Source organism: Spirosoma sp. KCTC 42546, from assembly GCF_006965485.1.
Taxonomy (GTDB): Bacteria; Bacteroidota; Bacteroidia; order Cytophagales; family Spirosomataceae; genus Spirosoma.
The window spans coordinates 8,366,479-8,389,662 of sequence record NZ_CP041360.1 but is presented as its reverse complement, the minus strand read 5'-3'; the positions used below and the strand labels follow the sequence as shown (position 1 = coordinate 8,389,662).

The 23,184-nt window shown below is 49.1% G+C and carries 14 protein-coding genes; 5 read left to right on the top strand and 9 right to left on the bottom strand.

Annotated elements, in window-relative coordinates:
- Positions 1-104: 104 nt before the first annotated feature.
- The 4 genes from EXU85_RS34100 to EXU85_RS34085 all read right to left on the bottom strand — a co-directional run bounded on the left by EXU85_RS34100 (position 105) and on the right by EXU85_RS34085 (position 8,065).
- The gene (locus tag EXU85_RS34100) at positions 105-1,910 is read right to left on the bottom strand and encodes an FAD-dependent oxidoreductase (protein ID WP_142776357.1); all 1,806 of its coding nucleotides are present in this window, start codon (positions 1,908-1,910) and stop codon (positions 105-107) included.
- A 145-nt stretch (positions 1,911-2,055) separates the two neighbouring features.
- Positions 2,056-3,177 carry a hypothetical protein gene (locus EXU85_RS34095; RefSeq protein WP_142776356.1) on the bottom strand — a complete coding sequence of 374 codons (1,122 nt, stop codon included), beginning with the start codon at positions 3,175-3,177 and terminating at the stop codon, positions 2,056-2,058.
- Between the two features lie 241 nt (positions 3,178-3,418).
- Positions 3,419-4,894, bottom strand: a complete 1,476-nt coding sequence (locus EXU85_RS34090) for a RagB/SusD family nutrient uptake outer membrane protein (protein ID WP_142776355.1) — start codon at positions 4,892-4,894, stop codon at positions 3,419-3,421.
- Positions 4,895-5,020: 126 nt separating this feature from the next.
- The gene (locus tag EXU85_RS34085; protein ID WP_142776354.1) at positions 5,021-8,065 is read right to left on the bottom strand and encodes a TonB-dependent receptor; all 3,045 of its coding nucleotides are present in this window, start codon (positions 8,063-8,065) and stop codon (positions 5,021-5,023) included.
- Positions 8,066-8,454: 389 nt separating this feature from the next.
- Here EXU85_RS34085 and EXU85_RS34080 point away from each other — a divergent pair, with 389 nt between their 5' ends.
- The 3 genes from EXU85_RS34080 (at position 8,455) to EXU85_RS34070 (ending at position 12,245) form a co-directional block, all read left to right on the top strand.
- Positions 8,455-9,474 carry a LacI family DNA-binding transcriptional regulator gene (locus EXU85_RS34080; protein ID WP_142776353.1) on the top strand — a complete coding sequence of 340 codons (1,020 nt, stop codon included), beginning with the start codon at positions 8,455-8,457 and terminating at the stop codon, positions 9,472-9,474.
- Between the two features lie 181 nt (positions 9,475-9,655).
- Positions 9,656-10,828, top strand: coding sequence for a S9 family peptidase (locus EXU85_RS34075; protein WP_142776352.1), 1,173 nt, complete (start codon positions 9,656-9,658; stop codon positions 10,826-10,828).
- A 40-nt stretch (positions 10,829-10,868) separates the two neighbouring features.
- Entirely contained in the window at positions 10,869-12,245 is a 1,377-nt protein-coding gene (locus EXU85_RS34070) for a Gfo/Idh/MocA family protein (RefSeq protein WP_142776351.1), read from the top strand.
- 188 nt (positions 12,246-12,433) lie between these two features.
- Here EXU85_RS34070 and EXU85_RS35585 read toward each other — a convergent pair whose 3' ends face one another.
- The 4 genes from EXU85_RS35585 to EXU85_RS34050 all read right to left on the bottom strand — a co-directional run bounded on the left by EXU85_RS35585 (position 12,434) and on the right by EXU85_RS34050 (position 18,890).
- Positions 12,434-12,709 (bottom strand): hypothetical protein, encoded by a 276-nt coding sequence (locus tag EXU85_RS35585; protein ID WP_168207913.1) that lies wholly within the window; start codon positions 12,707-12,709, stop codon positions 12,434-12,436.
- 349 nt (positions 12,710-13,058) lie between these two features.
- Positions 13,059-14,195, bottom strand: coding sequence for an ATP-binding protein (locus EXU85_RS34060; RefSeq protein WP_142776349.1), 1,137 nt, complete (start codon positions 14,193-14,195; stop codon positions 13,059-13,061).
- Positions 14,196-14,272: 77 nt separating this feature from the next.
- On the bottom strand, positions 14,273-17,821 hold the full coding sequence (locus EXU85_RS34055; RefSeq protein ID WP_142776348.1) for an SNF2-related protein: 3,549 nt from the start codon (positions 17,819-17,821) through the stop codon (positions 14,273-14,275).
- 58 nt (positions 17,822-17,879) lie between these two features.
- Positions 17,880-18,890: a hypothetical protein gene (locus tag EXU85_RS34050; RefSeq protein WP_142776347.1), complete on the bottom strand. Its 1,011-nt coding sequence runs from the start codon at positions 18,888-18,890 to the stop codon at positions 17,880-17,882.
- Between the two features lie 241 nt (positions 18,891-19,131).
- Between EXU85_RS34050 and EXU85_RS34045 the strand changes: the two genes are divergently transcribed.
- Complete coding sequence (locus tag EXU85_RS34045; RefSeq protein ID WP_142776346.1) at positions 19,132-20,391, top strand: anthranilate phosphoribosyltransferase; 1,260 nt, start codon at positions 19,132-19,134, stop codon at positions 20,389-20,391.
- A 13-nt stretch (positions 20,392-20,404) separates the two neighbouring features.
- Here EXU85_RS34045 and EXU85_RS34040 read toward each other — a convergent pair whose 3' ends face one another.
- Positions 20,405-21,790, bottom strand: a complete 1,386-nt coding sequence (locus tag EXU85_RS34040; RefSeq protein WP_142776345.1) for a sulfatase — start codon at positions 21,788-21,790, stop codon at positions 20,405-20,407.
- 191 nt (positions 21,791-21,981) lie between these two features.
- On the opposite strand from EXU85_RS34040, the gene lhgO reads away from it, so the two are divergent.
- Positions 21,982-23,178 (top strand): L-2-hydroxyglutarate oxidase, encoded by a 1,197-nt coding sequence (gene lhgO / locus EXU85_RS34035; protein WP_142776344.1) that lies wholly within the window; start codon positions 21,982-21,984, stop codon positions 23,176-23,178.
- Positions 23,179-23,184: the final 6 nt, after the last annotated feature.

Sequence of the window (23,184 nt, the reverse complement as noted above, 5' to 3'; positions counted from 1 at the left end):
CCGCTGAGAAAGAGGTAGTGAAGAGAAATAGAAGAACCCCCAACCCCCTAAAGGGGGCTTTTCTCCCGGAGGTTTTAGCCCCCTTTAGGGGGTTGGGGGTTCTTCTAAGGCTTGCTGCTTGCTGTGGGTTCATCTTTAATGATTGCCATAAATTCCGGCAAGTGTTCCTGATAAACGCCCCGTGGAGCCGTATTGTATTTTTTAGCCATGTAGGCGGCAAAGCCAACAACTTCGCCCATCATACCGCAGGTACGCATAACGCGCGTACTGCCAAAAGCCACATGTGTTGTACTGATGTTACGACCCGCCATAAATAGGTTGGAAATATTCTTCGAATACAAACAGCGGTATGGAATGGTATACGGAGCCACTTTGATGTGTTTCGTTCCGGCAAAAAACTCCTGTCCCTCAAAGTATTTGCTGTTCTTGGGGTCAGGAAAGTGTAAGTCAATAGTCCAGGTAGCGGTTACGGTGCCATCCGGATATTGTTTGCCTTCCTGAATGTCCATTTGGGTAAGAATATGGTCGCCGAGGAGCCGACGAGATTCGCGCTTGCCACCAATGTAAGCCACCCAGGCGAGTTCACGCTTCGCGTATTTTTCGGACTTATTCTTTTTCAGATATGACCAGTTGCCGTAGATCGCCCGCAGATTATGGTCGCGTATTTTCTCGGCATCGGTGATGGTGTTATAATTCCCGAAACCCGTTTCCCACTGCCAGTCGGAGCGAGCTTCATCGATGTGATACTCATCCGAAAAGGGCAGCGCCCAGGGCACCTCGGGGAATGACGAAGCGGTATCTCGCTCCAGCGAGGCCCATAGATTGGATGTACCCAGCGTAAAGTTATCCGATTTTTCAGCGGCAAGTGATTCCCCCGTTTCGGCCTTGCTCTCGCGACCAAACCGGTAGTCGGCACCAATCAGAGCCCCGAGCGTACCATCGCCGGTACAGTCGGCAAAGTAGGTTCCTTCGAAGCGAGTTTCCTTGTTGGTAGCTATATCTCTGCCCACAACCGCGGTTACTTTATCCTTATCTTTTTCGGCTTTGTACACGTGGGTATTCAGGAACAGCTTAATGTTCCGTTCGGCTTTCACGATGGCAATTTTCCGGGCATCGCCATATTCGTTGCCGTTCGGATTGCCATTGCCCGGATCGCCATTGTCCATTTCCCGAACGATACGGCCGAGTTTAGGATAGTGATTCTGATCGGTTTCGCCCCGGAGATGCACCCGAACCTCCGAACTATTATTTCCGCCTAACAACGGGCGATCCTGAATCAGGGCCACTTTTAAACCCATGCGAGCGGCTGAAAGTGCGGCACAGGTTCCGGCAATACCTCCTCCAACAACAACCAGATCGAACTGCCCCGCATTGGCCGTAGTGCCGGTCAGATTGAGTAGTTTATTCCGAAAGGCAGTTAATGCCTCCAGCTTATCAGGTGGTGTGAATTTAGGCGCGTTCGTAAACAGAATCGCGTCGCAGCGACCGTTGAAACCAGTTAAATCATGTAGGGCCAGATTGACCTGATCGCTTTTAATATCAACTTCTCCACCGTTATACCATTTCCATTCGTCCGAACCGCTTTCGCCGAAGACCATTTTTACGGGCTGATTATCAACGACCACCTGAAATTTCCCTGGACCTTTCGGAAAAGGGGCCCAGTCTTTGGTGCGTACCCAGAGTTGGTATTTGCCCTTTTTGGGGAAGCTTACTGTTGTTGTCGCGTCCTTTACCGGACGTCCCATCCCGTGGGCCATCATGTAGGAGGAACCGATAACGACAAAGGATTGCTGGTCGATTACCCAGCCGCCTTTATTCTGAAACGATTCCGTCTCGACAAAAACCTGATCCTGCGCCACCAGAGGCAGAGAAAGCAGCAGGAAGAACAGAAATTGATAAATTGATTTCATCTCATTTTTCGATTTGGATTGATAGAACGCTGATTTTTATGATGCTTATTATTGGTTATGATCTATAATTTCTTGAGCTGAAATGGATATTCTGTTTTGCTGAAAATATCATAGAGAAATCTTAATAATCATGATAATCAGCGTTCTATCTGGTTTGCGTAGCTTTATGTTTAAAGGCGTTCATCTTTGCCACAACAGCGCGGTTCTTCGGATGGAAATTGGTTAGGACTCGGTTGATCTCCGTTGCATAGTCCTGATTGGGTGTATCTAACTCACTGGCCATCGTTTGCAGGGCTTTCTCGGACAATTTGGGCTGAGTTTCCAGCAACTTGAGCATCAGCGTAAACTGCTCCCGATTGGCATTAACCATCGCTTTAGCAGTTGCTTCGGCCAGCGAATTCTGGAACGGGATTTTAGCCAGCTTTTTCAGAATAGCGATTTGCATTGGGTAGCCCGCTGATTGGTAGGTTTCCCAAAGCCAGACCTGACGAGCATTACTAGCAAAAAACGGGTTACTAATTTTTTGCAAGGCCGATCGGGCCGTAAAAACGTTTTTCCCCCGGATGATCTGCAGCATATCGGTCGTAAATGCCTCCACTACATTCCCTGCCTTATCGACCACTTTCTCCATTGCCCAGTATTGGTAATGATAGTTACTGCTAGTCAGAAAGCGGTGCAGCAGGTCGTCTGTCCGGTACGATTCGGTTATCTTTTGCATTTCATCGGCCACCTTTCCATGAGCGATGTGCCAAAGCGTGTAACAGGTATACACCGCGCCATCGATCACTTCATTTTTAACGGTTTTCAAGGTCGCGCCCGCTTTGGCATCTACCGAGTCGGCCAGATTTTCGGTGCCTTTCCCGACCAGATCCTCCATCGCTACGTCTTTCAGCAGCGAGTTCGTATTGTCCAGAATGTCCCGTAACTTATCGTAGTCTTCCTGTTTGAACTCCCGGTGATCCATTTTGGTGAGTACTTCTCCCGGCGGTAAATCGTAGCGAGTGTAGTTGCCCAAAAGATCCCAATAGAAATTGATATATACTGGCTTGCACTCACCCGTCAGGCAGACGGGCGTAAACACATTCCGAAAGAAATACGACGGCTGATCCAGCTCATTAAAAGCCAGTTTTAGGGTGTATGACGTCGTATCGTTCTCCGTAATGGTAAACTCCCGTATTTTCTCCGACTTCCTGACATACCCTTCCGGCCGTTCCGAAAAACCGGAAAGAGTGAGAAGGATTAGTAAAAAAGTCGTTGAGCGTATCATTTCTAAATAAGGTCTTTAATTTTGCTTTTGCATCCGCATCCTCGGTCTGTGTCCTCACAGAACGTCTGTGACTAGCCGTCATTAAAGCGTTCTGTGAGGACACCATAGCCGTCAGGTTAGGAGTTTGACTGGCTGTGGTGAGGACACAGACCGAGGATACGTTTTAAAAACCCCTAAATCCCCTAGAGAGGACTTTTTCTAAGCATGAGCCAAGTCCCCTTTAGGGGATTTAGGGGTACTCTTACTTCCAATCCGGATTCTGCTCCAGTTTCGGATTGGCGTTCAGTTCATCCTGCGGAATCGGGAAATATTTATTCTTCGCCGTTACGTTCCGAACCGGATAAACGGCGTTGACGGCCTTGGGAATAACCGTCAGGAATTTGCCGGTACGGGTGAGGTCGTACCAGCGGTCGCCTTCGGCAAAAAACTCCCAGGCTCGCTCCTGGAGAACGGCATCAACGAAGGCGTCTTTACTTAGACCGGTTTGTAAATCAGGCAAACCTGCCCGCTTCCGAATGGTGTTGATGTAGCCATACGCCAGGGGCGTCGCGCCGTTTAGACGGGCTTCGGCTTCGGCGGCAATCAGGTACATATCGGCCAGGCGGAAAATTGGAATATTTGGGATCAAATTCAGGGTCGAAACTGGGTCCTGGTATTTCTTGATCAATACGCCGTCGGTTGTAATGGGCGTAATGCTCCTTTGTGGAATGGTTTTGCCATTTTTATCCACGTAGGTCGTGTCGAGCAGTAGTCGGCGCTTATCCGCAGGGTTGAATGAATTGTAGAATGACTGATACGCGAACATCGATCCGAAGGTCGTTTTGCCGTATTCCGGTCCGGCGCTGGCAGGAGGCCCGCACAGGCCCGTTAACTGGTGCGACCGACCCGGTGAAATCGGATCAACTTCATACGCCCACATATTCTCGATACGAGCGGCATCTTCCTGATCGTATTTATACACGTTGCGTACATCCGGCATCAGGGAGTATTTCCCCGATGTGATTACCGCCTGGGCTTTTTCGAGCGCTTTCTGCCACTCTTCGTTATACAAAGCCGCTTTCGCATACAGCGCATTGACTACTTCTTTAGAGGGACGGCCTTTATCAACCGCCGGATAGGATGGTAAACCCGCTGCGAAGGCCAGGTCTAAATCGGCATAAATCTGCTTATACACATCGGCTTTTGGGCTTTTGCCAAGAATGGCATCTGCTTGCGAATAGCTGGGCGTGGTCTTGATCACTACATCACCGAAATTTTTGGTGAGCATCCAGAGGTAGAACGCCCGCAGGTAATAGGCTTCGCCGATGATCTGCTTTTTGCGGGTTTCGTCCATCACAGCCGCCGGAACTTTGGCGATAATCCAGTTGGCTTTTTCGATGCCATCATAGCCCGATGTCCAGATTTGCTGGGGGGCCTCGTTGAGTCGGGAGTTACTTTTCTGAGTCGTGTAGTTGATGTCGTAGGTAAAGAGCGTCAACGTATTACGGCCCACCACGCCACGCGGATAGGTCTGATCATCGCTAAAGTCAGCGATCAGGGTTCCGGCCGGGCCGCTGTACATATCCGCAAACGGATCGTAAGCTGCAATGAGTCCTTTCTCCGCATCGGCGGCAGTTTTGTAAAAGGCTTCGGTGTAAATGGACGAATAAATGGTTTCATCCAGCTCACAGGAGGTCAGGCCGAAGGCAACGAGTATAGGAATAAGTATCTTTTTCATGTGTTTGAGATTGTCTGAACCGGGATTTTTTTGATTTTATTGACCGACCTTGATTTTTTTAGTTTCTACGAAACACTTTAATCAATCCAAGTCATAGTCAGTCAGTTGAATCATATAAATCCTGGTTTAAAACGTGACCTGAAGACCGCCCAGGAATGATTTGGCTTGTGGATATACCAGATTGTCGATACCGATGGCGGTATTTGATCCCGCATAGGTATTCACTTCCGGATCGAAACCGCTGTATTTCGTGATCGTGAACAGGTTGTTGGTGCTCACATATACCCGAATTTGCTGAACCCCTTTAATGCGTGGCAGCGTATAGCCCAGCGTCAGATTCTTGCAGCGCAGGTACGAACCATCTTCAACCACCTGACTCGTCACGGGTAGGCGACCGGCTTGAAAACCGCTCACGTATTGATTGCTCGGATTGGTAGGCGACCAGCGATTGGCAAGCCCTGCCAACTGGTTCCGTTGTCCCAATGGCATTTCAAACGATAGGCGGGCGGCATTGTAAATGTCGTTCCCCTGCGAACCCGACAGGAACATGCTCAGGTCAAATCCTTTGAACGACAAATTCGTGGAGAAACCGTAAATGAACTTTGGGTTCGGATTGCCGGTGATCACCTGATCGGCAGCCGAAATGGTGCCGTCGCCGTTAATGTCCTTCACTTTCAGCCCACCCAAACGGCCGTCGTAACCGGGAAGAATAGCATCGCCGGTTTGGTTGATCCCATCGAATACGTAGGTTTTGAAAACACCAAGTGGCTGACCAACTTTCAAGATTGAATAAGCGGTAATAAACCGTTCCTGCGTAGTGCCACCATCCAGATCCAGCACCTTATTCCGGTTCATGGTCATGTTACCAGACACATTCCATTTCAGAGGACCATCCAGAATCCGGGCGTTTACGGCGAATTCTAGTCCTTTGTTCTCCAGCGAGGCAAAGTTGCCGGTAATGGTGCCATATCCAGAGCTTAACGGCAGGCCTTTTACATACAATAAGTCTTTGGTAGTTTTCTGGTACGCATCGACAATGACGCTGATGCGGTTGTTGAGTAAGCTAATGTCAAGACCAATGTCAGCTTGGGCAGATTTTTCCCAACGCAAATCGGGATTGGCGATGCCTGATGGATTAATGCCAATCATGTACGTGTGATTAATGTTGTAATCACTGCCAGGGTTAGGTGCCGAAACCGTTGCCAATGATTGGTACGGGTTAAGGCCACCGGCATTTCCGGTAATACCGTAGCTGGCACGCAGTTTCAAATCCGAAAGCCAGGAAATGTTCTTGGCAAATGGCTCTTCAATAATCCGCCAGGCGGCAGAAACAGCCGGAAATAAACCGTACTTGTGATTGGCTCCGAATTTACTCGACCCATCGACCCGGGCGGTCAAATCCAGAAAATACTTGTCTTTATAGCCGTAATTGATACGGGCCAGGTACGAATCCAAACGAGTACGACTTCGGCTGCTGGTAACCGTACGGGTTAACGCCAGTTGCAGGGCTTCGTTTTGGGTGGCATCGTTCGGGAAGCCGGTGGCGTTGATCTGATTTGAATTGTTGTCCTCCGATTGGGAGGCCACTACCGCCGTTGCTTTAAATGAGTGCTTCTGGGCGAATAGCGTGCTGTAAGTCAGAATACTTTCATGCAGTAAAGCCAAGCCATTGGCATTCAGCTTAAAACCCGACCCCGAGTTGTCATTCAAATCCGCTTTATTGACAATCGAACGGGGCGAGTATCCGTCGCGCAGGCTACTTTGCAGATCTACGTTGAACGATGCCCGGTAGGTTAACCCTTTCAAAATGCTGAAATCAGCGTACAAGTTGACAAGCGTCCGTTTGATGGCGTTCCGGTTCAGGACGCTGGCGAAGTTCAGCGGGTTCGTAACTTCCCGATATTGGCCACCGGCTTGTTCGCCAAATGGAAAGAGCGTACCATCGGCCCGGTAAGGAACCAACGTTGGCGGTGCGCCAATGGCTGCGCCGAGGATGGAAGCCGTGACAACGCCCGCATCACCAATCGTTTCAGATCCCGTTGTAACCCCCGAGTTAATCGCGTAACTGCCTAATAGACTGGTACCTACTTTCAGGAGTTTGCTTACCCGGTGGTCAACATTCAGCCGGTATGAATACCGTTTGAAGGCAGAATTGATGATAATGCCGTCCTGGTTGAAGTAGTTCGCCGAAAGAGCTACCTGGGTTTTTTCGTTGCCACCATTGATCGACAACTGGTGGTTTTGGATAGCCGCCTGACGGAAAATGAGACTTTGCCAGTTCGTGCCTTCACCTAAGGATGCAGGGTCGGGGTAGAAATTGTTTTTAAACACCTCATTTTCTAACTGCGCAAATTGAGACGCATTCAAAACTGGCAAGGTTTTGTTTACTTTCTGAACGCCGTAATAGCTATCGAACGTCACGCGGGTAGCACCCGTTTTACCCCGTTTGGTCGTGATCAGGACAACGCCATTGGCCGCCCGCGATCCGTAAATAGCGGATGCCGAGGCATCTTTCAGGATTTCGACTGACTCAATATCGTTCGGGTTAATGGTCGATAGTGGACTGACGTCATTGATACCACCACTGTTCGAAATCTGAATACCGTCCACAACATACAGTGGCTCAGAGCTTCCGTTGATCGAGTTTGTTCCGCGAATCCGGACGCTGATATTACCACCAGGAGCGCCCGTATTCTGGCTCACCTGAACCCCGGCCACCCGCGATTGCAGACCCTGCGCAACGTTGGAAACTGGCGTTTGCACCAGATCCGCTGCTTTTACCGACGCAATTGAGCCTGTGGTTTCAATCTTACGTTGGGTTCCGTAACCAACCACCACTACTTCGTTCAGCGAACGGTCGTCGGCTTTTAGTGTAACATCGATGGTACTTCGATTGGCGATATCCACATCCTGAGATACATAGCCAATAAAAGAAAAAGTTAAGGTAGCCGCACTGGCTGGCACATTGAGCGTGTATTGGCCATCTGCATTGGTGGTTGTGCCTTGTTGCGTGCCTTTGACAAGGACGTTAACACCGGGAAGCCCTCCGTTGGTTGTGGCATCGGTGATGCGGCCCGTCAGGGTGCGAGTCGATTGTGCCTGACTCACCAGCGTGATTAGCAGTAGACAAACCAGCCCGATCACGCTTCGTAGTAGTAGAATAGATTTCATAAGTAAAGCAGCATACTGCCCGTTCGATTTAGGAATGGTTAAAATTGAAAAAGTACAAAATGTTCTAAGGTGGTACTAGATAAGCTCTGTTTGTGTCAAAAAAGATAATCTCTTACTGCTTGCTCTGTTAATAGCATGAATAGATGACTTTTTTGAATACTTATTCGATGTTAACCCCATATAGTGATTCTGCAAAGAATTTATTGACTTTTTTTATTGGGAACATTCCCAATATTTTGGGAATGTTCCCAATATTTTCAGTAGAATAAAGTCGGCTTAGGCTTATAGGAGAGTGGACGAAGAGAGATAAAATTAGATTTGTTATATTTTATGTCTTGGTAGTGTCCATGCTGGCACGAGTGAATACTCGCGCCAGTAACTTTACGTTTATGGCAACACATCAGACCACAATCATTGATATTGCCCGAGCCTTAGGGATTTCTAAATCAACAGTGTCTCGGGCGTTGACAGGCCACCCGAATGTGAACGGGAAGACGCGCCAGCGTATCCTCGATATGGCGGCCCAGGTGGATTACCAGCGAAACCAGTTGGCCATTTCGTTACTGACCAATCGGACGGGCACGGTAGGGATTATAGTGCCGGAGTTTATCAGTTTTTTCTTCCCCAAAGTGATTATTGGCGCGCAGGAAGAACTGGCCAGGTCGGGCTACAATGTGGTTATCTGTCACTCGAATGAATCCTACGAAACGGAAGTGTCGAACGCAAAAGCTCTGTTGGCGAGCCGGGTCGATGGCCTGATCGTGTCGCATACGAAGGAAACCCGCAACTTCGACCACTTCAAGATTTTTCAGCGCAAGGGTATTCCGGTCGTGTTTTTCAACCGCGTTTGTGAAGAGATGAACGTGTCGAATGTAACGGTGGATGATTATAACGGTGCTTTTCTGGCCGTCGAGCACCTGATTCAAACCGGCCGACGGCGTATTGCGCACCTGGCTGGACCCGACACGCTCACCAATAGCCGCAATCGGCTTAACGGCTACCGTGATGCCTTAACCAAGTACGGAATTCCTGTTGATACTGAACTGATCATTTCCTATGATTTGAATCTGGACAAGGCAAACATCTACGTAAATCATCTGCTGAATCTGCCCAATCCACCCGATGCGTTGTTTGCCATCAATGACCCCACTGCGCTCGAAGCCTTAAGTGTTGCCAAACGTCGGGGCATTCGTGTGCCCGATGATCTGGCGCTCGTCGGGTTTAGCGACGACCCCATTTCGGCCCTGATTGAACCGGGCCTGACAACCATTTCTCAACCCGTTACTGAACTCGGCCAGCAGGCCGCTCAGGTTTTAGTCCGGCAGTTGCTGACTAAAGAAGACGAGTTTCAGCCTGAACGAGTCGTGTTGCCGACCAATCTGATCATTCGGGGATCGACAGTGAAGTGAGCTAGGATAGAACCAACCGTCGGCGGGCCGGCAGATGCTTATGATCAATATGATTTTCGCCTTAAATCATATTGATCGTATGAATCTTAAAAATCAGCGGTCTATTACCAGACACACAGGGAGTAAGAGTTTATGAAAGGACGCTTTTAGTTTCCGTGTTTAGTGAAACGAACTAAAATCTATGACAGCCCGAATTTCCTTCCTTTTGTGTTACGTCATTAGCTTAACAGGAGTCATTGCGCAGCCTAACCCGGCTCGCCCAGATTTATGCCAGGGCGCTTATTTCACCGAAGAGGAGGGGGCAAAAGCGTTGAAGACATTTGCCAGCACCTATCATGACAAAGCCAGTTGGGTTTCTCGGGCAGCGCTGATTCGGAAAGGTATTCGGGAGGGCATGAATCTGCCCGAGAAACCCAAGTTTGCTCCGCTTCAACCCATCCGGCATAGTCTTCGGAAATTAAATGGTTATACAGTCGAGAACGTCGCCTTTGAGAGCTTGCCTGGATTTTTCGTGACGGGAAACCTGTACCGACCGTTAAATGCAACGGGAAAAGTGCCTGGCATTCTTTGCTCACACGGTCATGGCGCTAATCAGGACAATCGCTTGATGGAATACACCCAACAGCGGTGTGCGACACTAGCGCGCATGGGCGCTGTCGTGTTTTCGTATGACATGATCGGCTACGGAGATTCGAAGCAATCGGAGCATAAACTTCCGGAAGCCCTAAAACTACAAACGTTGAACGGGATGCGGGCACTGGATTTCCTGACCAGCCTTCCCGATGTTGATAAAGACCGGATTGCTATGTCGGGCGAATCGGGTGGGGGAACGCAGACCTTTCTGCTTACTGCACTCGATCCACGCATAAAAGTTTCGGTACCTGTTGTGATGGTGTCGGCCCACTTTTTCGGGGGCTGCGTTTGCGAAAGCGGCATGCCGATTCATAAGCGTCCTACGCATCAGACCAGCAACGTCGAAATTGCCGCGCTTGCTGCCCCCCGGCCGATGCTACTGGTGTCGGACGGGAAAGACTGGACCAAGAATACGCCGAATGTGGAGTATCCGTATATCCAGAACATTTACAGCTATTACGGCGCGAAAGACAAGGTCGAGAATGTGCATTTGCCAACGGAAGGTCATGATTATGGGCCTAACAAACGGGCAGCCGCCTACCACTTCCTGGCGAAATACCTGAAGCTGGATTTGAACCGTGTTCTGAAAGATGGTCAAATCGACGAAACGCCGAATACCGTATTACCTGCTACCGATTTACAAGTTTTTACTGCCGAACACCCACGCCCGGCCCGTGCCGTTGTGGGCGATGATGCGGTAATGGCGCTATTAAAACAATAATTCACTTAAACCCTGGCTACTGCCTGAACTATCAATTCACATGGAACTATTCAATATTAACCGTCGTCGGTTTATACAAGGCACCACGGCTTCACTCGCGCTTACCGCCTTTGGGGCCAGGGGTTTGGACCTGATGCATCCACCAAAGGCGTATCGTGTTGCCCTGATTGGTACGGGCTGGTATGGCAAAAGTGATTTACTCCGCCTGATTCAGGTTGCTCCTGTAGATGTTGTCGCGCTGTGCGATGTTGATAAAAATATGCTGGCGGGTGCGGCAAAGTTGGTGAGCCAGCGGCAGAAATCGGGTCAGACTCCAAAGCTGTATGGCGATTACAAAAAAATGCTGGCCGAAAATCAGCTGGATATTGTCCTCATCGGTACCCCCGACCATTGGCATGCGCTGCAAATGATCGACTGTGTGAAAGCGGGCGCTCACGTGTATGTGCAAAAACCGATCAGCGTCGACGTCATGGAAGGCGAAGCGATGGTAGCCGCTGCCCGGAAATACAATAAGGTTGTGCAAGTGGGTACGCAACGCAAAAGCACCCCTCACCTGATCAGAGCTAAGAAAGAGATCGTTGATGCGGGTCTGCTGGGTAAAATATCGCACGTAGAGATGTCCTGTGACCTGCATATGCGGGCCAATGGTAATCCCCCGGTGCAAGCCGTCCCTGATTTTCTGGATTACAACATGTGGACGGGTCCCGCTCCGCTTCGTCCTTACGATGGCTTACCCCATGTGCGCTGGTGGCGGACATTCAAGGAGTACGGCAATGGCATTACGGGCGATATGTGCGTACACATGTTCGATACCGTTCGCTGGATGCTGAACCTCGGCTGGCCAAAGCGGATTAGCTCACACGGTGGCATTTACGTTCAGAAAGAGGGCAAATCGAACATTTCCGACACGCAATCGGCGCTGTTTGAGTATGATGAACTGAACTGTGTGTGGCATCACAAAACCTGGGGAACGGCCAACAATCCCGATTATCCCTGGTCGTTTACGCTCTACGGCGAAAAAGGAACTTTATGGGGTAGTACGATGCAGTGCGACTTCATTCCGGATGGAAAAGGCGAGAAAATACATATGGATGTCGTCTATGAAAAAGAGAAATATCCAGAAGACGTTACGGAAGACACCAATCCAAAAATTGAGCTGAACGCAGCCCCTGCTACCCGCCTGCACATGCTTAACTTCCTGGACGCCATTGAAAAAAGCAGCCGCCCCGTTGCTGATATTGAGCAAGGGCATATTTCAACGGCTAGTTGCATTCTGGCCAATATGTCGATGGAAACAGGTCGCCCCATGGTCTATGATCCTGTGAAACGGGAAGTAGTTGGCGACAAAGAAGCTACCAAAATGCTCGCCAGAGAGTATCGAAGCCCGTATACACACCCAGATCCGAAAAAGGTGTAAGAGACCGATATAAGGATAAAAGCATCAATTGGATGAGTTTATTCAGTGAATTAATGTTAATTCACTGAATAAACTCATCCAATTGATGCTTTTTGCTGAAAATTACCCCAAACTCACCGGTTCCTTCAGCTCCGTATCACTTAAATCTCCCAGCCAGGTTTCGCCGGTTTTGACGCTGAGGTTAAGGACTAATCAAAATCATAAGTAAGCGTTAGCTCAATGAATTGATCTTTCTTGATAAGTCTATCGTATTCTGATTTGAGAAATAGAAAACGGGGATGTTTGCTAGGACCATCACTTCCCTTCGCCAAGGTATAATGACATAAAAAGTGCCTTATCTTTTCAGTTGGTTGATAGCTGTCGATAGTATCAGCGCTAAAATCAGCATTGTGAATTAACTTAACTTTTTGAGAATGGGCTAAAAAAACACCTTTAGGGAGAAACTTTAGTTTTATTTTTTGCAAGCCTTTTGGCTATAGCAAGCGTAGTTGCGGGACTAAGCAGATGACGACACATATCAATTTTGTAGGCATCACCTTCATCCATAGCACTGAGGTTAATTTGGCCTATATCAGTTTGCAATATTGTTGAATTGCTGTATCTGGCAATATTGAGTACCTGAGCAACCGAACACGAATCGGCTGGGTGAGATGCATGCACATATCCTTGACCCATACCAGGGGGCAGGTGATGAACGAGTATGAAGTCTGCAAATGTGATTTCTTGGGCAGAACGAGTTGGAATCAGTGGCATTGTGTCTGAATTATATACCATGTCTTTAGTTAGAGAGTCAAAACATTCAAGTTAATTATGTCATGTAACAAACTCCAAATAATTATCAGGATTCACAACGGATAAAGAAGCCTCTGGATAAGCTGTTTGGAAGGCTTTGGGAAAACGAACGCGGTTTGTATTCCACTTCATTTCAAAAGCGCTCAACTGGCCATTGGTTTCTTCTAGCCAATCAAGCTCCTGTTGATCATACGTTCGCCAGAAGTAAGGTATTGCCTGACTTCGTAGATAAGCGTTGCGCTTGATACGTTCCGAAACCAGGTAGTTTTCCCATAAAGCACCCATATCGTTGCGTTGATCAGGCAGACTAAAGTTGTTAATCAGTGCATTACGAATCCCGTTGTCAAAGAAATACCATTTCGATGATTTCGTCACTTCCTTGCGTAGGTTGTTGCTATAGCCGCCTAATCGGAAGAGTATGAATACCTTTGTAAACAGATCAAGATACCTGACCACCGTATTTCGATCAATCTGTAGTTGTCTGCTCAGTTCATCCGTCGATACCTCACTACCTGCCTGATAGGCAACTAGTTGGAGTAGCTGAAGCATTTTGTGGGCGTTTCTTACCTGTTCGAATAAGAGGATGTCTTTTAGCAAATACGACGATACCATGCCTTTTAGGTAGTCAATGCGGTCATTGGTATTTTCCATCTGTACCACATCTGGATAACTACCGAAAATGAGCCGGTCAGTCAACTGGTCACGCGTTTGAAAATAGGTTTCCGTTGCTGATAGTTCGAGTTGAGCTAATGGATAGAGCGTATGGGTAAGCTGACGGCCTACCAACGGTTCCCCCGCCCGATTTGCCAGGTCAAAAGCCGACGATCCTGTGGCGAATATGGTCAGATCCGGGAACGAATCGATCAGCAGTTTCAACGACCGGCCAACCTCTGGAATTACCTGGGCTTCGTCAATAAGCAGTAGTTGTGTGTCGCCCAGCCAGCGTTTGTAGCTGGCAACACGCCGATCATTTAGCAAGTCAGCGGTGCTGAGGTCATCACCATTAAGAAGCAGTTTCGTGCCATCAAATGAATCCGCCAGTTGATTCATCAGCACGGTCTTACCAACCCGTCTTGCGCCAACTAACAAAATCACTTTATTTGATCGAAGCTGCGACGCGATAGTCGGTTGAATACTACGTGGAATCCGCGATTTCATTAATTGGATGAGTTTATTCAGTGAATTAACGTTAATTCACTGAATAAACTCATCCAATTAACACTTTTTGCTGAAAATTACCCCAAACTCACCAGCTCTTTCAACTCCGTATCACTCAAATCGCCCAGCCAGGTTTCGCCGGTTTTGACGCTGAGGTCGGCTAGTTCGCGTTTGGAGCGGATCATGGCGTCGATTTTTTCTTCGAGTGTACCCTGGTTCATAAGCCGATACACCCATACGTTCTTCGTTTGACCGATGCGGAAGGCCCGGTCGGTGGCTTGCGATTCGACAGCCGGATTCCACCATAAATCATAGTGAATGACGTGGTTGGCCTGGGTTAGGTTCAGGCCAGTACCACCGGCTTTAAGCGACAGAATAAACGTGTGGTCGCTGCGATTCTTCTGAAACTGTTCAACCATCTGGTCGCGGTCAGGGCGGGAGGTGCCACCATGCAGAAACAGCGGTTGCTGACCGAATGTCTGCTGGATAAATTGGGATAGTAATTCACCCATTTCACGGTATTGCGTGAAAATCAGCACTTTCTCGTGGTTGGCATAAATCGTTTCGAGCAGACTGAGTAGCAAGGTGGCCTTGCCGGAAAGAGCAGGTGAAGGACCGCCATCTTTGCTGTTGCTCTTCTTCAGATATTGTTGCGGGTGGTTGCCGATCTGCTTGAGTGCAGTCATTAGTTTCAGAACCAGACCCCGACGAGCGATGCCGTCTTTTTCCTCAATGGCTCGTAAGCTTTCCTGAACAACACTTTGGTATAGAGCAGCTTGTTCTGTAGTGAGGGCACAGAATTGATTGTTCTCGATTTTATCGGGGAGGTCGCTGATGATGCTTCGGTCAGTTTTAACGCGCCGGAGTAAAAACGGACTCGTGATTCGCCGGAATTGATCGAGTTTCTGGTGGTCGCGCTCCTGCTGAATGGGCTTGCCAAACTCCTCGTTGAATTTGCTCAAACCGCCCAGATACCCCTTGTTTACGAAGTCCATAATACTCCAGAACTCCGACAATCGGTTCTCAACAGGCGTACCGCTGAGCGCAATCCGAATTGGTGCTTTTAATGCTTTAACGGCTTTTGTCTGCTCGGTATCGGAGTTTTTAATGTTCTGAGCTTCGTCGATAACGACTACTGCCCAGGTCGTTTTCTTGAGCTTATCGAGATCGCTCCGAATCACGCCGTAAGTCGTCAGAAGTAAATCATACGTATCGTCGGCGGTTGGGAGTTTACGACTCGAACCATGATAAACCTGAGCCTGTAAGTCGGGGGCAAACCGGGCTATTTCTTTTTGCCAGTTCGTCAGCAATGTAGTTGGTAAAACAACCAGCCCCTTTTGTTTCTTAAATCGGCCTTCCTGTTTAAACTTTAGAAGTAGAGCGATGATTTGCAGGGTTTTACCTAGTCCCATATCATCAGCCAACAGGCTTCCCATACCGAGGGCTGTATTCTTGACAAGCCAATCATAACCCCGATGCTGATAGGGCCGTAGGGTGGCATGTAACGCATCGGGCAGGGGCTGGGCAGCACTTTCGGTAAACTGTTTGACCAGTTTCCGAACCTCGGGCGAAATGCCCAGGCGCCCACCTCTGTATTCTTCCGATAAAGCCGCTTTGAGCAAGTCTGAACCTGTAAGTTCGGGCGGGTTTTCGAGTTGTTTATAAAGTTTGGTTAGCTCATTTGGGTCAATCAATACGTACTGATCTTTGATCTTGACCAAGCCCGTTGTGCGACCGACTAATTTCTGAAATTCACTCACGCTTACCATCTCATCACCAAGGGCAACCTGCCAATCGAAGGTCAGCATATCGTCCAGGCGCATGAAGGCGTCATCGGCTGTGACTTTCGCTTTCAATCGTGCTCCTACCTGCGGACGAACCCAGTGTTGAAGTGACTTCGGTAGCCAGAGCGCAATGCCCAGCAACTGCATGCGCGGCAGCGTATCGAGCAAAACCTGGACAAATTCAGAAGGGGAGTAGGCGAGGTAAGCGCCCCCACCCAACCGGGTCAACTTGGCTAAATCAGGAAAGTGCCGGGATAGCACCAGCAAATCCTGCAAAACCGCCATCCGAATGGGTGCGTGTTTCTTTTTGGCTAATAAGTCTGGTAAAGGTATGGGGGCTGCGGGCGTTCCTCCCGTATCAGTGGCGTCGCGGTCGCGAATAAGCAGACTCATCCGAAACTCATCGCCGTATTCATTTTCCTCAACGGCCAGAATTGGTACGAATCGCTTGTGGGTTAGGAAAAAATCGTTTAGCCATAGCTGCATCGCCAATGGCATCTCTTTCCGACCAAACCCTTCAAATCGTAAGGTTTCGATACCAAAAAACAATCGATCGGCGTCTTCGAGGGGCCATCGTTCCCAAAGTTCAATGGTTGTTGGTTTGATAACCTTACGCAAAAACAGCGAGCAGAGTGTCAGAGTCAGTTGCTCGCCGGGTAGCGCCAGCCATTCTTTCTGCCAGCGAACCGTCAGCAGTGTTGGCGGAATTTGCGTGTTCAGTCGGTCGGTTACCTGTTTAACGGCTTCGTTCAGTGTCGCCGGAATCCACCGTACCCGGTAGTGTTCTTCGGCTGGCCCGACCCGCAGCAATTGGGGTACGATTGCTCCCCGGCGAAGCAGAGCCGCTGAGAACTGATGAGTCAGGTACAACGATCGAACCGAATCGCTCATTTCAGGCCAGTCGGCTTCGGTGAGCGTATCGAGCCAGCTAATCAGGTCGCTTAAGGTGAAGCCGCTGAGCGATCGTTGTTCGCCATGCTCACTAAACATACTGATTTTCTTCACCGACATAACTTCATCGAGTTGTAGCTCGATGCTGTCGCTGAAGTTGGGCCGCTCTTCCTGCGAGAACGGTTTTATATCGGATATAGGCTTACTGAATAACTTGTACGCTTTGGCCAGCGATTTATGGAAGTCACCTTTGGTAAACGTTACATCGGGCGAAAGCAGACCCAGTAGTTGGTCCGATAAGGATGGAATGGCAGCAAAATCCAGGCTGGCCCGCGCTTTTTCGTCAGGTACCCAATCTTCATCATCCGGGAACTCGTCGGTACAGATTTCTTTGAACGAAAAAACGGCCCCCATGTTCCCACCGATCGTGTTGGCCTGATCTTTCTGGAGTTCTTCCAGAATATCCAGGCCTTTTAGCTGGAAAACCAGGAAAGGATTTCTGTCAATTTCGTTGGCAATGATATAAATAACGGCCGCCAGGTGCTTGCACGGCACGGCGAAGTCAGGGCAGGAGCAACCCATCGTCAAATCCTGAAAGGACTTCGGAAATAGCTTGATGCCCCGCCGATTGGCAAATTCGGTCAATTCCTGCGGGAGCTGGCGGTTCAACAGTTGCGCCAGTATGGCCGGATTTTCCCGAATTTCGGTCAGAAGCCAGTCTTTTTCCTGATCCGTAAAAAGGGGTACCGATAGCTTGGTTTTATACGGCCGTGGAGCCGATCCTTTAATAGAGGCACTAATCTGATTATTGGAAATCAGTAATCCCATTACGGCACCCTGATTGGCATAGGTTTTTCCGCGTGGAATGCGGTTCGCCATGTCGATGCTTGTCAGGGCGTTTAGCCACTGCTGGCCCCACCATGTTTTGCCGTAGGTGATGCGTTCTGCCATATGTCACAAACTCTTAATCCGAGTACAATAATAGAGGATCAACAATTCTATAACGGGTTTACTCGCGGCACAAGTATTGGTTGAAAGCCGTTCGGTCATCCACAAAAATCGTAAATCGACTAACCTTCTTCTGAATACCATAAGGCCCGATGAAGGTAATCGGTTCAGTAAAAACGAATAAAAGATTCGGACTGGTCAGGAATGCTCCATTAAGAAGTCCAGATTGTTTAGCCGGTTTTTCATTGATAAACGAGACATGGGCAATTTGCGATCGGAGAATGGTAGCTCGCCAGCGTACGCCTAAACGAAGCTGCAAGTGAGTGTCCGACAGGTACGACGGTCGTTTAGCGGTTGCTATTGCATCGGCAACAAAAAACAGCATCCCATAAGCGCTAATGATGGTTATCCAGACTGCCGCAGTTGGGTTCCAGCGGGCTACGAGCAGGTGAACGGCCACTTCTTCGATTAAACCTACAACCAGCAACCCGACAGTCAAGGCTAGTTGCCCCGATTGGCGGTGAGTTGTCAGCGGTTTAGTACTAGTTGGAACATCGGCCTGAAGCCGCCAGCCGAACAGCACATAATACAGAATAACCCCTTCGCCAAGCATAAACGCTGAAGCCTGTTCGCCGAAAACGGTTGCCATACTCAGTCGGAGAGCAGTTTCTGGATCAGTCGCTGGGCGTAGCTGTCGATACGTTTGGACGATGGTTCGGATACGTAATCCTGCAATGATCAGCACCATTACCTCACTGAAAATCAACAGAAAAGGCCAAAACTGGTTGGGTAGCTGAGCGTTCGATGGTAAAATAAAAAGCGCTACTCGTAGCATGAGTAAGGCTATCAGCAGAAGTCGGTTGGAAGCTAACCGAAGCGGTTTGGACACGATCCAGTAAAACAGGCCCGTTGTTACGAAAACCAAATCGACTAATACACCTACGGATAGCAATAGTGGGTTCTTGCCAAAAACAACTGTTTGCGTAACCATCACTTCTACCCCAATCAGCAAGATTGTTAGCAGTAAGAACGCCAGTATTCGGGATGAGATAAAGTTGCGAACTGGAAGCATGGACGTGGTAAATAATAGAACGTTACTGGCTGACGAAGAACATTTTAGCTACGACAGGCCAAAACTAAATCTTTATACTTGTTTCATAATTGGACAACGACTTTAGTAGAAAGGATTTTAATGATAAACGGATCGCTAAATCACGTAAAAGGGTCATTTTCGCCAAGTTGGCGGTTAAAAAGCCAATCTTTTTTACTTACATTTACTTACTCCCTATCTCTCAGTTAAACCAGTTAGTCATATGGTTCTGGACGCACCTGCTGCTAGTACCCCGCTTGGGCGTGGTATCAAACACATTGGTATCGGTAAGTACGGTAGTAAGCCGCTCACCCCTGAACTATTAACGGAATGCAGAGCTGCATTAATTGACCCAACCGCCCATCCGTTGCAACGGGGAGCCTTTCTGGGAGCCTTATTGGCCAAAGGACCAACCGCCGAAGAGCGGACATTGGAAGATGTAATCGGAAAGGGAGCCTTCTCGCATCCAACCTTTTTTATTAACAAACTTTGCCCCGATTTACCGGAAGGTTTACTACCCATTGCTACTAAACTGGTTCGGGGGGCCAACCTGCAAGTCTCTGAAGCCGAGCAACTGGGCGATTACCTGTTTAGCGATGGTCGGTGCGAAACGTTCCGGGGCCTTGCCGCTAGTATCATGCGGGTTCGGCACGAGACCAATGAAGAATACCAGGGCCTGATGCGGGCCGCCGAACGGACATTCACTCCCGGCTTTGGCTCAATGAGTTGTGCCGACCGGCCACTTGTTCAACTGGCCGAACCGTTTGATGGGGTCGAGAACAGTTACCTGATTACGCCCCTGCTGGCGCAACTAGTTCAGAAACGGGGTTACGGGGCCATCTCATTAGTTGGCCGATCGGGAGGCCCCAAGTTTACGCTCAACGCGCTTGATTTATACATGAATCTGGGTTGCCAGTTTCTGCAAAGCAACCACGAACTCGATACGCCTTTGGCATCCTACGGCTGGGTACTTGATCAGAAAGCGTTATCGCCCGCGCTGAATCGCTGGGTAGATCGTCGCCATGTTATTATTAAACGCCCTTTTCTGGCGACGCTCGAAAAAGTATTGAATCCCTGTCATGCTCAAATTCTGGTTACGTCAGTATTTCATATTACCTACCAGATGAAAATGGCAGAACTGGCGATGTTGGCTGGCTTCGATGGCGTTATTGTCCTGAAACGGGGCCTGGAAGGGAGCCTGGCTCCATCAACCAGCCGGGCGTGTGGGGTATTGTGCGCCGTTCGAACGCCACGAGGGCATTTGTTTTTCCAGCATTTTGAGGGCGATTCAGGCGCTTTCTCCACCTTTCGGACCGAAACCGAAACAGAATACGAGCAGCCTCAGGCACTCGATAATGCCCGACTTGTTCGTCAATTTATGGTTGAGGGGAAAACGGCGAATGCCGATTTTGATAACCGGGTTCGATTTGCCCACGCGCTCTACGGTCGAGGCCTCGATTGGATTGAAGGGCAGTTGCGATAAGATTTTACTATTGTCATTTTGCTAAACCCGCCCGCCAGGTTAGTAACTTAGTTCGCATATCGCCCACCAACTTGGCGTGCTGATTGGCTACATCCGTTTGCTCGGAAGGGTCGGTGAGAAGATTATAGAGTTCCGCGCCAGAACCATCGGTATTCACCAGCAGCTTCCAGTTTCCTTCCCGCATCGCCAGATTCGGGCTCTTGTCGCGGCCTGCCGGGTAGCGAAACGATTCATTATTACGACCATATTCCCAGAAAAGGGGTTTCTTTCGAACAGCAGGTTTACCCAGCAGCACCGGTGCCATATTCTCACCATCAGATCGAGCCCGGTTCTCCTTTTTACCCGCCAGACTTACCAACGTGGGCAGTAAGTCAATTGCACTCACTATGGACTGATTATCAAGGCTGCCTTTGGGTGTTCGAGCCGGATAGCGCACGATGAAAGGCATCCGAATGCCACCTTCGTAAAGCGAAAGCTTGCTACCTCGGAATGTGCCCGACCGTTTTCCCTGGAAAGTAGGCAAAGCGCCGTTGTCGCTGGTAAACATAACGAGCGTATTGTCATCGATGCCCAATGTTTTCAAGCCCGCCATCAGGCGACCAATTTGTAGGTCGAGTTCGGCCAGCACGGCGTTGAATTCACGTGGGTTTTCGGTTCCCTTTGGAAACTCGTTGAGGGTTGTTTCGTCAGGTACCCAAGGCGTGTGAACATCGTCGGGCCAAAGGTTGATGTAGCAGGGTTTACCTGGGTTTCGCTTCAGAAAATCGAGAGTTTTATCAACGAAGTAGGCCGTTCTGTTCCAGCGTTTCACACTATCTGATTTAGCCCAAATCCAGTTGGTCGACGTGAGTAGTGGGTCAGGGTCGGGGCTTTCCCAGGTACTGGCATATTCATCAAAACCGTATTGTCGGATACCGGGCGCATTATTAACATCACGTCCACCTCCCATGTGCCATTTGCCAAAATGGGCCGTAGAATATCCCACCGTTTTAAGTTCACGTGCTACAGAGGGGGCCGAAGCGTCCAGAAAATCGGCTTGTTCGCAGGTGCGGTTGTGTTTTCGCTCGGCCAAAAATGAGGTGATCCGCCATTTGCCGGGTACATTTCCCGTAAGAAGGCCTACTCGCGAGGGCGAACAGATCGGGGCCGCGCTGTAGTAGTTGGTAAATTTAATACCCTCGGCTGCCAGCCGGTCGATGTTGGGCGTGGGTGGCACCTGATTGACTGAATTGCTGGGGCGATAGCAACCCACATCGGCCGAACCCATATCGTCGATCAGAATCAGAATAATGTTGGGCGGCCGATTCGTTTGTTTCTGCTTAGTTAGTGGTATTGACGGGCCAAAGCTATTAAACAGCAGCCCTATCCCTAGTATTGGAAGTACCAGTCGAATAGTCATAAAAAACTCAGGTCAATTGCCTTTAAAGCGAAATAAGCGATTGAGGATAGGCTCCTACTAATCTAATTCTAGAGCCAGGAACAATTTCAATAAAAATAATCGCTTAGATAGCATAAGTCGTGAGGTTTTACCGTATCCGTTTTTTTTGACCATTGCGCTGTACCTTTGCTGTTGAAGGTTATTAACCAAAGATGACAGACGTACTCATTATTGGCGGTGGTATTGTAGGATTGGCTACCGCTTTGCAGCTAAAACAACAACGACCGGGTCTTAAGGTCGTTCTGATTGAGAAAGAAGCGGCCGTAGCCCGCCATCAGACCGGCCATAATAGTGGCGTCATTCACTCCGGGTTGTATTACAAACCGGGAAGCCTGAAAGCCACCAACTGCATCCAGGGCTATAAGATGCTCATTAATTTTTGCGATGCAGAAGGTATTCCGTATGATCTGTGTGGCAAGATTGTGGTAGCGACCAAACAGGAAGAATTACCGCAGTTGGAAACGCTCTATCAGCGTGGTCAACTAAATGGGTTGGGCGGCTTAAAAAAACTCACGCTCGCCGAAATGCGTGAACTAGAACCTCACGTTACGGGCGTAGCGGGTATGTTCGTTCCGCAAACAGGTATTATCGACTACAAGCAGGTATCCGATAAGTACGCCGAGAAGTTTCAGGCACTGGGTGGCGAAATCCACCTGAATGAGCGGGTTGAACAGATAACTCCGGGTACGAGCCTGAGTATTGTTGTGACCAATAAAGGCCGTTACGAAACCAAACTAGTCGTGAACTGCGCCGGGCTATATTCCGATAAAATGGCCCAATTAACGCAGCCAGGTGGGGTTGATGTACGCATTGTACCGTTCCGGGGCGAGTATTTCAAGATTAAGCCTCAGAAAGAATATCTGGTTAAAAACCTGATTTACCCCGTTCCTGACCCGAATTTTCCGTTTCTGGGCGTTCACTTTACGCGCATGGTTCACGGGGGCGTAGAAGCTGGCCCTAATGCCGTACTGGCGTTCCAGCGGGAGGGTTACAAGAAATCAGATATTAACCTAAAAGAACTCTTCGAAACGCTTACCTGGCCGGGATTTCAGAAAGTGGCCGCTAAATACTGGGAAACCGGTTTGGGCGAAATGTACCGTTCCTTCTCGAAAGCTGCCTTTACCAAAGCCCTACAGGCTCTGATTCCGGAAATTCAGGAGTCGGATCTAGAGCCCGGTGGAGCGGGCGTTCGCGCCCAGGCCTGCGATCGGACAGGCGGGTTGCTCGATGATTTTGCCATTCTGGAAACTGATAAAGCGATCAATGTTGTGAATGCCCCGTCGCCCGCTGCTACATCGTCGTTGTCGATTGGGAAAACGGTCTCGGAGAAAGTGATGGCTCGGTTTTAAGAAACC